The 10,887-nt window shown below is 67.2% G+C and carries 11 protein-coding genes; 9 read left to right on the top strand and 2 right to left on the bottom strand.

Annotated features, from left to right (window positions below):
- A partial coding sequence (locus GBZ26_RS21185) for a DnaJ domain-containing protein (RefSeq protein WP_174440544.1) occupies positions 1–344 on the bottom strand: 344 nt, incomplete at its 3' end.
- Between the two features lie 48 nt (positions 345–392).
- Positions 393–848: an RT0821/Lpp0805 family surface protein gene (locus GBZ26_RS21180; RefSeq protein WP_174440543.1), complete on the bottom strand. Its 456-nt coding sequence runs from the start codon at positions 846–848 to the stop codon at positions 393–395.
- A 181-nt stretch (positions 849–1,029) separates the two neighbouring features.
- On the opposite strand from GBZ26_RS21180, the gene pdxH reads away from it, so the two are divergent.
- From pdxH to GBZ26_RS21135, 9 genes are all read left to right on the top strand, one after another.
- A complete protein-coding gene (gene pdxH / locus GBZ26_RS21175) occupies positions 1,030–1,641 on the top strand; it encodes a pyridoxamine 5'-phosphate oxidase (RefSeq protein ID WP_174440542.1) in 612 nt (203 codons plus the stop codon).
- Positions 1,642–1,675: 34 nt separating this feature from the next.
- The gene (locus tag GBZ26_RS21170) at positions 1,676–2,611 is read left to right on the top strand and encodes a cation diffusion facilitator family transporter (protein ID WP_174440541.1); all 936 of its coding nucleotides are present in this window, start codon (positions 1,676–1,678) and stop codon (positions 2,609–2,611) included.
- Between the two features lie 162 nt (positions 2,612–2,773).
- Entirely contained in the window at positions 2,774–4,165 is a 1,392-nt protein-coding gene (locus GBZ26_RS21165; protein WP_174440540.1) for a methyl-accepting chemotaxis protein, read from the top strand.
- 199 nt (positions 4,166–4,364) lie between these two features.
- Entirely contained in the window at positions 4,365–5,399 is a 1,035-nt protein-coding gene (locus tag GBZ26_RS21160) for a methyl-accepting chemotaxis protein (protein ID WP_174440539.1), read from the top strand.
- Positions 5,400–5,498: 99 nt separating this feature from the next.
- On the top strand, positions 5,499–5,732 hold the full coding sequence (locus tag GBZ26_RS21155; protein ID WP_174440538.1) for a hypothetical protein: 234 nt from the start codon (positions 5,499–5,501) through the stop codon (positions 5,730–5,732).
- Positions 5,733–5,913: 181 nt separating this feature from the next.
- A complete protein-coding gene (locus GBZ26_RS21150) occupies positions 5,914–6,738 on the top strand; it encodes an MBL fold metallo-hydrolase (RefSeq protein WP_174440537.1) in 825 nt (274 codons plus the stop codon).
- Positions 6,739–6,820: 82 nt separating this feature from the next.
- Positions 6,821–8,092, top strand: a complete 1,272-nt coding sequence (locus tag GBZ26_RS21145; RefSeq protein WP_246653624.1) for an SLC13 family permease — start codon at positions 6,821–6,823, stop codon at positions 8,090–8,092.
- Between the two features lie 159 nt (positions 8,093–8,251).
- Positions 8,252–9,268 carry a glycosyltransferase gene (locus GBZ26_RS21140; RefSeq protein ID WP_174440536.1) on the top strand — a complete coding sequence of 339 codons (1,017 nt, stop codon included), beginning with the start codon at positions 8,252–8,254 and terminating at the stop codon, positions 9,266–9,268.
- A gap of 10 nt (positions 9,269–9,278) precedes the next feature.
- Positions 9,279–10,862: a hypothetical protein gene (locus GBZ26_RS21135; RefSeq protein ID WP_174440535.1), complete on the top strand. Its 1,584-nt coding sequence runs from the start codon at positions 9,279–9,281 to the stop codon at positions 10,860–10,862.
- The last annotated feature ends 25 nt before the right edge of the window (positions 10,863–10,887 follow it).

The following is a 10,887-nucleotide window of genomic DNA, read 5'->3' as shown; positions in this document are numbered from 1 at the left end:
CCGCTGAACAGGTCCGAGAACCAGTCCTCGCCGCCGAAGAAGGAATCGTCCCCGGCCCCGCTGTAGGCGCGGCTGCGCCCGGCGTTGGCGCGGGAGCGGGCGCCGAAGCCGTGATGCCGCTCCTGGCCGGAGGAGTCGATCTCGCCACGGTCGAAGCGGGCGCGCTTGTCGGAATCGGACAGCAGCGTGTAGGCCGCCGAGATTTCCTTGAAACGTTCCTCGTTCGCGGCGTTTCCGGGCTTCAGGTCGGGGTGGAACTCCTTGGCGAGCTTGCGGTACGCCTTCTTGATGTCGTCGGCGCTCGCGGAGCGGGGGAGGCCGAGGATTTGATAAGGGTCACGCATGCTTTCCACGAACAGAGTTATTCCACCCCGAAGCCCGGGGATGAGGCATTACGAGTTGGCGACGATCTTCCACGTACCGTCGGCCTGTTTGCAAGCGGTTCCGTAGGCCAATTCGGTCTGGCTCTTTGTGGTTACCGTTTGATGGAACTCCCGGCAGTACTGACCGGCGTTGTTGTAGCCCTCACGCGTCGTGGTCAGCGAGCCGTAATGGCCCGTCGCCGGGTTGGTCCAGCCGATCTTGTCGCCGACCGGGGCGGAGTAGGCGCGCTTGGCCGCGGTTTCGGCGGCGGCGGCGTCCGACGGTTCGATCGCCGCGCCGCCGATGAAGGCGCCGAGCAGGGGGCCGGTGCCCGAGGAGGCGACCTTGCCCGACGCGTTGCCGTAGGTCGACGAGATCCGGCCGCCGACGGTCTCGGCGTTCTTGTTGGCTTCCTTGGAGGTGCTGACGCAACCCGCAAGCAGGGCGATCGCCATCGCCGCCGGGACGAGCTTCTTCACGAACATCGATGCTGCCTCGAAAGGTTGGGAGCCGGCATGCCTTGCTTCTGGCGCACCGGTGGACACTCATATATGCGAGGCTGTCCTATCTGTGAATTGGGCATATTTGTGAACTGGGAAGGCGCCGTGGCCGGCGTCGAAACCCAACGTTGAAACTATGGGCCTACGGCCGCGCGACGAGGGGAATATGAGCGAATCCAACGACCGGGACCCGTACGCCCTGTTTCAGGACTGGATGGGCGAGGCCACCCGCAGCGAGATCAACGATCCCAACGCCATGGCGCTGGCCACGGCCGACGCGCAAGGAGCGCCGTCGGTGCGCATGGTGCTTCTGAAGGGCATCGATCCGCGCGGATTCGTCTTCTACACCAACACGGAGAGCCGCAAGGGCGAGCAGCTTCTGGCCAACGCCAACGCCGCGCTGTGCTTCCACTGGAAGACGTTGAAGCGCCAAGTCCGCGTCGAGGGTGCGGTGGAACAGGTGTCCGACGCGGAAGCCGACGCCTACTTCGAAAGCCGCCCGCGGGAAAGCCGCATCGGCGCCTGGGCGTCGCAGCAGTCGCGCCCGCTGGAAGGCCGGTGGGAGTTGGAGAAGCGGGTCGCCCAGTTCGCCGCCAAGTTCGGTCTGGGCGCCGTCCCCCGCCCGCCGCACTGGACCGGATTCCGCATCCTGCCGCGGCGAATCGAGTTCTGGCAGGACCGCCCCTTCCGCCTGCACGAGCGGATTCTGTACCTGCGCGAGGGCGAACCGGCGGCCCAGGAGCCGGCGCGCTGGACGACGGAGCGTCTTTTCCCGTAAAGGACGGATGCCGTCATCACATAAGAAGATGCTCATGAGCGAGTCGCGTTCGCACCGGCTGCGCCGGTACGCCACCTACGCCAGCGTGTCGGTGTCCCTCACGCTGATCCTGGCGAAGCTTGCGGCCTATCTGGCGACCGACTCGGTCAGCATCCTGTCGTCGCTGATCGATTCCAGCACGGACATGATGGCCTCGGTGGTGACGCTGCTGGGGGTGCGGACGGCGCTGCGCCCGCCGGACGAGGCGCACCGCTTCGGCCACGGCAAGGCGGAGGCGCTGGCGGCGCTGGCCCAGGCCGCCTTCATCGGCGGTTCCGCCCTGTTCCTGACCATCGAGGCGGTGCGCCGTCTCATCACCCCGCAGCCGGTGGGCGAGGGGGCGGTGGGCATCGCCGTGATGCTGCTGTCCATCCTGCTGACCGCCGGCCTGATCACCTTCCAGCGCCATGTGGTGACCGCCACCGGCTCGGTCGCGGTGGGGGCGGACCGGCTGCACTACTCCGGCGACCTGCTGATGAACGCCGCGGTCATCCTGGCGATCCTGCTGACCGGATGGACGGGCATCAGCGCCTTCGATCCGCTGTTCGGTCTGGGCATCGCCGCCTTCCTGCTCTATGGCGCCCGCAAGGTCGCCAGGGAAGCGCTCAACATTCTGATGGACCGCGAACTGCCGGCGGAGGAGCGGGAGTGCATCGCGGCGCTGGTGATGGCGCAACCGGACGTCGCGGGGATGCACGATCTGCGCACCCGCAGTTCCGGCATCGGCGCCTTCATCGAACTTCACCTGGAACTCGACCCGTCGCTGTCGGTCGCCAGGGCGCACGACATCACCGACCGGGTGGAGAACCGCCTGAAGGAAGCCTTCGCCGGTGCCGAGGTCCTGATTCACCAGGAACCTGCCGGATTGCAGGACGAGCGGCTGGACCATCGCATCGCCGACGGGCGCGCCGGCGATGGCGACGCGGATTGACACTTTCTCCGCCTTCGGTTGCGGTCGGGTTACCAGAGCGCAATAATTGAGCATATTGCCCTTTGGAATGACCCTTCCTTCGTTGCGCTATTGTAAGGGTTCGGTAATAATTGCATTGGATTTTAGCGCTCTGCGCATTCTTGTGAAACGGATGGCGGAAAAATGGACAGTGCGTTCGGCGGCCGCTCTCATCTGATCGCGGACATTGCCACTGAAGCGGGCAATCTCGGCATCGAGATCGCGGACATCGCGGGCCATGTGGAGGAGGTCAACGGCCGCCTCGGCCATCAGGCCAACGTCTTCGCGCAGTTGCGCGGTACCGGAAACAAGATGTCGGAGAGCACGCAGCGCATCTCCGCCGCCGCGACCGTGGCGCGATCCGTGACCGAGCAGGCCCGGCAGGAGGTCGAGTCCTCCCACGACCGGGTGCAGCGGTCGATGAACGACATCCATGCCCTGGTCGCCGCGGTGGGGGGCATCGAGGGGCAGATCGCCGGCCTTCAGGAGGCGCTCGACCGCGTGGGCCGTGTCGCCAAGGAAATCTTCGTCATCGCCAAGCAGACCAACCTGCTGGCGCTCAACGCGACCATCGAGGCGGCCCGCGCCGGTGAGGCCGGGCGCGGCTTCGCCGTGGTGGCGAACGAGGTGAAGGCCCTGTCCAAGAAGACCAGCGAGGCGACGACGGAGATCGACGCCACGTTGAAATATCTCAACGACCAGGCGCAGCGCCTGATGGCCGAGAGCGCATCCAGCGCCGGCAAGGCCCGAGCGGTGAGCGAGGGCACCACCGCCATCGGCGCCGTCATCGAGACCGTCGGCCGGGCCATGTCGGAATTGAACGGTGAGACCGACAAGATCGACGCGGCCTCCTCGGAGATCGGCGCCAACTGCGAGGAGCTTCAGCACGAGATCGACGACCTCGCGGTCGGCGTGCAGCTGTCCAGCGACAACCTGGCCCAGGCGCGCGACCGCGTGAACACGCTGGTCGGCATGAGCGAGCGGCTCATCGGCATCACCGCCGAACTGGATGTGGAGACGGTGGACACGCCGTTCATCCGCCTGGTTTCCGACGCCGCGTCGCGCATCTCCGCCGATTTCGAGGATGCGCTGTCACGCGGCGAGGTTCGCGAGGGCGACCTCTTCGACAGCAATTACCAGCCCATCCCCGGCTCCAACCCGCAGCAGCACATGACCCGCTTCACGGAGTTCTGTGACCGCGTGCTGCCGAGGGTGCTCGATTCGCTGCTGGGGCAAAGCGACCGCATCGTCTTTTGCGTGGCGGTCGATTCCAACGGCTATCTGCCGACCCACAACCGCAGGTTCAGTCAACCGCAAGGGTCTGACCCGACATGGAACGCGGCCAACTGCCGCAACCGCCGCATCTTCAACGACCGCGTCGGTCTGGCCGCCGGGCGCAGCACGAAGCCGTTCCTGCTCCAGACCTACCGGCGCGACATGGGGGGCGGCCAGTACGCCCTGATGAAGGACGTGTCTGCTCCGATCACCGTACGCGGACGCCATTGGGGTGGCCTGCGTCTGGCCTATAAGGTCTGACCCGGCCCGCATTCGCATACCGGGGGATGACATTGCGCCGCAGGGGGCGGCGCAATTCCGCTCGGCATTCTGTGTTGCGGATTTGTGATTGCGTCGATTCAATGCGGCTCGGGTGGGTTGCGGATGATTGAATGAGCCGATGAATGGCTGTTCGGTCATCCTTGGGGGTCGTCACCGATAATCCTTGGAGGTGATGTTCATGCCCGAGCGTATCGTGGCGTTGTCGCGCGCCGTGTCCGACCTTGCCACGCGCAAGATGGACGAGATCCAGGCCGTTACGAACACGACCAAGATCCTGGCGCTCAACGCCCTGATCGAGGCGATGCGTGCCGGGGAGGCTGGGCGCGGCTTCGCCGTGGTGGCCCAGGAGGTGAAGGCCATCTCGGAGCGGATCACCGGCATCGGCGGGGAACTGCGCGCCCAGATGGCGGTGCAGACCGACGCGTTGAACACGCTCGGCAACCGCTTGGTTTCGCAATTGCGCGGCGGGCGTCTCGCCGATCTGGCGCTCAACATGATCGACATCATCGATCGCAATTTGTACGAGCGGTCCTGCGATGTGCGCTGGTGGGCCACCGACGGCGCCGTGGTGGATTGCGCCGCCGATCCGTCCGAGGCCAACCGACGCCATGCGGCGCAGCGGCTGGGCGTCATCCTGGGCGCCTACACGGTTTATCTCGACCTTTGGGTCGTCGATGCCAAGGGTGTGGTTCTGGCAAACGGGCGGCCCGACCGCTACCGCCGCCCTATAGGCAGTTCGGTCGCGTCCGAATCCTGGTTCCGCGAGGCGATGGCGACCCGCAGCGGCACCGAATTCGCGGTGGCCGACATCGGCGCCAACGATCTGCTGGACCGCGCGACCGTGGCCACCTACGCCACGGCCATCCGAGCCGGCGGCGAGGAGGACGGCTCCGTGATCGGTGTGCTTGGCGTCTTCTTCGATTGGCAGGTTCAATCCCAGGGCGTGGTCGACTCCGTCCGCCTGACCGACGAGGAGCGCTCGCGGACGCGCTGCCTTCTGGTTGACAGGCGTCACCGTGTGATCGCCGCGTCCGACCGGCGGGGTGTCCTGACGGAAAGCTTCCCCTTGCGCACCGCTGGCCACGGGCACGGCAGCTATTCCGACGACCAGGGGCGCGTGGTCGGCTTCGCCGTGACGCCGGGCTATGAAACCTACAAGGGGCTCGGCTGGTTCGGAGTGATCGTTCAGGATTCGGCCGGCTCTTGCAAATAGGCGTGTCGTATTGCAGCAATTCGTTTCTTTTGAGCGGCCCGCCTGAAATGTTAGCGAAACACCCCTGTGGTGCAGTTGAGCCACAGAGAGGTGTTTCGCATGCAGGTTCTCAGGCAGATCGTGACCGTACCGGACCGGGAAGACGACCTCGTCGCGGAGGCGATTCGCGACGTGTGTGTGGCGGACGTCATTGATCAGGCCACGAAGGACCGGCTGGTGGACGGTTTGACCGTTTTGAAGGCCGGGCTGCCCTGTTCGGACACAGGTTGCGCCGACTGCCCGCACCGCCGTTCCTGCGAGCGGTTCATCGAAAGCATCCTGTGGACCAGTTGATCCCGGGGGCCATTGACCCTGGTCCAATCCGGAAGGGGACGGCCTCCCTCTTTGGAACCGGCGGGGCTGTGACGGTCATCACCGCGTAAACCGAAAACCATGCTAAAATCCCGTCTTAACGGTCCCTACCCGCACGCTCGATGCGGCGCGGCGGCCCGGAAATTGGCATCTTGAGGTCGGTATGGGCTTTTCGGTGACCTTCTGGGGGGTTCGGGGTACGGTTTCCTGCCCACTGCCGTCCCATATGGGTTTCGGCGGCAACACGAGCTGCGTGGAGGTCCAGGCTGGCGACCAGCGCATCGTCATCGACGCCGGCACCGGCATCCGTATGCTCGGAAAGCGCCTGCTGAAGGAGGGCGCCACCGAGGCCACCCTGCTGATGAGCCACACCCATCTCGACCACATCTGCGGCTTTCCCTTCTTCGCCCCGGCCTACAGCAAGGGCTTCCACCTGCGCATCGTCTCCGGCCATCTGAAGGGCAGTCCAGGCATCGAAGCGGCCATGGCGCGGCAGATGGAGCGTCCCCTGTTTCCGGTGCCGATGCGCACGATGGGAAGCAACATCGTCTTCGACGAGATCACGGCGGGGGACCGTTTCGCGTTGGGCGAGGGGGTGCAGGTCCGCACGGCGCTGCTGAACCATCCGGACGGCGCCACCGGCTACCGCATCGAGCATTTGGGAAAGTCTTTCGCCTACGTGACCGACACCGAGCATGTGCCGGGCCATCCCGACCGCAACATCCTGGATCTGATCGACGGCGCCGACCTCGTGCTCTACGACAGCACCTACACCGACGAGGAATGGCAGAACCGCATCGGCTGGGGGCATTCCACCTGGACCGAGGGCGTCCGGCTGGCGCAGGCGGCGGGGGTCAAGCAACTGGTGCTGTTCCATCACGACCCCGACCATGACGACGCCGCCATGACCGCCATCGAGGCGGCCGCCCAGGCGGTGTTCCCACACTGCTTCGCCGCGCGGGAAGGAATGACGGTCACGCTGGCCTGACCTCGGCTTGGCGCCTATGGCCTGACCCGATGCCGGGCCGTTATAGAGGGGCTTCCTTCACCCCGCAGCGAACCCCCCATCCATGCCCAATCCCTTTTTGGCCGTCCCGCCCATGACGCTGACGGTCGTCGCGCTGTTCGTCGTCACCTATGTCGGCATGGCGCTGGGGCGCTTTCCCGGCCTGCGCATCGACCGCACCGGTATCGCCCTGGTCGCGGCGATCCTGCTGCTCGCCATCGGGGCGTTGGAATCGGGGCAGGTGACCGAGGCCATCGACTTCCCGACCCTGTTCATCCTGTTCGGGCTGATGGTGCTGTCCGCCCAGTACGCGGCCAGCGGTTTTTACGACTGGTGCGCCCTGCGGGTGGCGCAGGCGGCGCGCTCCCCGGCGCGGCTGCTGGCGGTGACGGTGGCGGTGGGCGGCGGCCTGTCGGCGGTGCTCGCCAACGACGTGGTGGTCTTCGCCATGACGCCGATGCTCTGCGTCGGGCTGCTGGCCCGCCGGCTCGACCCGCGTCCCTACCTGATCGGTCTGGCCGGAGCGGCGAACGCCGGCTCGGCGGCGACGGTGATCGGTAACCCGCAGAACATCCTGATCGGCCAGATGGGCCACCTCGATTTCTGGCGCTTCCTGGCGGTCTGCGGGGTGCCGGCGCTGGTCGGCCTCGTCGTGGTGTATGCCGTGGTGTGGCTCGCCTGGCGGGGCCGCTTCGGCGAGCCTGAGGATGGTGCGGCCGGGCAGGGCGGGGCCGAGCCGGTGACGCTCGACCGGGCGCAGCTCGGCAAGGCGGTGGTGGCGACCCTGGTGCTTCTCGGCCTCTTCACCACCGACCTGCCGCACGAGATCGGCGTGCTGCTGGTCGCCGGGGCGATGCTGATCAGCCGGCGGCTGGCCTCGCGCGGGATGCTGGGCATGGTGGACTGGCATCTTCTGGTCCTCTTCGCCGCGCTGTTCGCCATCAACCACGCGCTGAAGCTGACCGGCCTCCCCGCCGAGTTCGTGTCGGGTTTGGAAGCCGCCGGCTGGCTGCCCGACCGGCTGGCGGTGATGACCCCGCTCGCGCTGGCGGCCAGCAACAGCATCGGCAACGTGCCGGCGGTGATCCTGCTGCTCGCCGCCTGGCCGTCGCCGCCGGAGGGGGCGCTTTACGGGCTGGCGATCCTGTCCACGCTGGCCGGCAACCTGCTGATCCCCGGCAGCCTCGCCAACATCATCGTGGTGGAGCGGGCGGCGGCCTCCGGCGTCCGGCTCGGCTTTGTGGATCACGCCCGTTGCGGCATCCCGATGACCCTTTTGTCGATGGGATTCGCCGTTTTGTGGTTGTGGGGCACCGGCTGGATGCGTCTGAGCTGATTTTTCTCCTTATGGGCTATGCGAATGGTGCCGCCCCTCTCCGTCCGGGGCATTGCCCTCTCTTCGCAAAGCAAAAAACTTGGGGTGGCCTCTTCGAGGCACGGCCCCAAGGCCCCATGACACAGACGCCCCAAGGCACAGACGAAGGACGGAAACCGAATGTCAGAAGCCCAGACGCCCCGGACGTTGGACACCGGAGCCCAGGAACGGCCTCGGGATACGCCCTGGGAGACGCCGGTCGTCGCGGTGGTGGTCACCCACAACCGTCTGGCCCTGCTCAAGACCTGTCTGGCGGCCATCCATGGGCAGGAGCCGCGGCCCGACCGCATCGTCGTAGTGGACAACGGCTCCAGCGACGGCACAGCGGAATGGCTGGCCGAGCAGCGGGCGGTGATGCCGGAGCTTCTGGTGGTCCGGCAGGCCAACATCGGCTCCGCCGGCGCCTACCACACCGCCTTCGCCACGGCGCTGGAGCTGGGCGCCCGCTGGATCTGGAGCACCGACGACGACGGCATTCCGGCGCCCGGCGCGCTCGCCGAGCTGCTGCGCCAGGGCGAGCGGCACGACCTCGACCTCGTCGGGCCGACCGTGGTCGCGGCGGAGGATCGCGGCGATCTGGCCTTCACCATGCAGGGCTTCACCAAGGCCGACGCCTTCACCGCCGCGGCGCAGGACGGCATCGTGCCCGGCACCATCGCGCTGTTCAACGGGACCCTGCTGCGCCGCCGCGTGTTCGAGCGGATCGGCAACATCAAGCGCGAGATGTTCATCTGGGGCGACGAGTGGGAGTTCACGCTGCGCGCGCGGCGGGCCGGGCTGCGCGACGGGACGGCGGTGCACGCCCTGCACGTCCACCCGCGCAACCGCCGCACACAGCGCCCGCTGGCCGGCGGCTTTCTCGGCACCGTCGAGGAGATGCCGGAGAACCGCGCCCCCTATTTCTTCCGCAACATGGGCTACATCCACGCCACCTACGAGCGCAAGTCCATCGCCCGCATGATGGTCAAATACACGCTCTATTACCTGTTGCACCGGCGCGCCGACGTGAAGGGCCTGCGCGGCTTCTGGACCCATTACCGGGCCGGCCTGCGCAACCGCTATCCGCAGGACCTGCAGGCATCGCCCACGGCTGCCGCCCCCGCCGCTCCGCCCCAGTCCTTCCCGAAAAGCGTCTGAGGGGGGCCGCATGTTCAGGGATTTCACCCTCGACGGGCAGTCGGCGTCGCGCGCCGAGTCCGTGTATGTCTGGCCCGCCGCCCTGCTGATCCTGGTGGCGGCCTCGATCCCCGTCTGGATGTTCGAGATTCCGGCGCTGGGCGACTACGTCAACCACGTCACCCGCATGTACGCCCTGGCCCATCTGGACCAGGACCCGGCGCTGGCGCAATTCTACATGGTGCGCTGGGCGATCATCCCCAATCTGGTGATGGACATCGTCGTGCCGCCGCTGGCCAAGCTGATCGGCGTGCACACGGCGAGCCGGCTGTTCGTCACCGCCAGCTATCTGCTGCTGGTCACCGGCTCCATCGCGCTCTACCGCGCCGTCTGGGGCCGGGTGGAGTTGGGGCCGCTGGCCGCCGGGCTGTTCCTCTACACGCTGTCCACCTATATGGGCCTGTTCAACTACCTGTTCGGGCTGGGGCTGGCGCTGTGGGGAATCGCCGGCTGGATCGTCATGCGGGAGCGGGCGCCCTGGCAGCGCGGGCTGGCCTCGCTCGGCATCGTGTTGCTGCTGTTCATCTCGCACCTGTTCGCGCTCGGGCTCTATGGCCTGACCCTGCTGGCCTTCGAGGGCTGGCGGCTGTGGCGGAACGGCGGCTGGCGCGAGCCGCGGCGGGCGCTGCCGGACGCGCTGGCCTTCGGGCTGCCCTTCCTGATCGTGCCGCCGCTGCTGCTGATGAGCCCGTCGTCCGGCTTCGCCGACGCGGTGCTGTGGGTCGGCACGGCGAAGCTGATGGGCTTCGACTTCCTGTTCGGCGGGTACGCCGACACGGTCGGCTATGTGACGGGGATCGCCGTCGGGCTGGGCATCGCCTGGGGGCTGTGGAGCGGGGCGCTGCGGCTGCATCCGGTCGGCGCCATCACCATTGCGCTGGGGCTGGTGGTCTATGCGGCGATGCCGCTGGTCCTGTTCGGCTCCTGGTTCGCCGACAGCCGCCTGCCCATCGGCATCGCCTTCGTCGCGCTGGGCTTCGTGCGCTGGGAACTGGCGACCTCGGCCATGCGGGCGGGCTTCCTCGCGGTGGTGGTCGCGCTGTCGCTGCTGCGCAGCGCCGACGCCGGGGTGGGGCTGGCCAAGGTGGACCCGCTGCTGGAGGAGGTGCGCCAGTCCTTGCAGCGGATCGAGCCGGGCAGCACCGTGCTCGCCACCTACGCCGACGAGGCGCTGCACAAGTCGATCTTCCGCGCCACCCAGTTCACCGATGACCGCGCCCTGTCCTTTGGCCTGCACCACGCGCCGGTGCTGGCGCTGATGGAACGGTCCAGCCTCGTGCCCATCGCCTTCACCCATCCGGGCAAGCAGGTGTTGTTGCTGAAGCCGGACTACGCCGACCTGGACGGCGATTTCACCTACATGCCGCGCATCGGCTACGTCGCCGACGCGGTGCGCCAGCCGGGCTTGCGCGACAACCATTACTGGGCCGACTGGCCCCGGCGCTTCGGCTACGTCTATGTGCTGTTCAGCGAGCCGGGCCGCGCCAACCCGGTGCCCGAGCATCTGACGCTGGTGCAGGAGGGGCGGTACTTCCAGCTTTACAAGGTGAAGTGAACGGGTGCGGTGCCCCCACCCTAAC

Origin of the sequence: Azospirillum formosense (genome assembly GCF_013340925.1) — a bacterium.
GTDB lineage: Bacteria > Pseudomonadota > Alphaproteobacteria > Azospirillales > Azospirillaceae > Azospirillum > Azospirillum formosense.
Note: the sequence above shows the minus strand (reverse complement) of the source record. Positions and strands in the feature narration are given on the sequence as shown.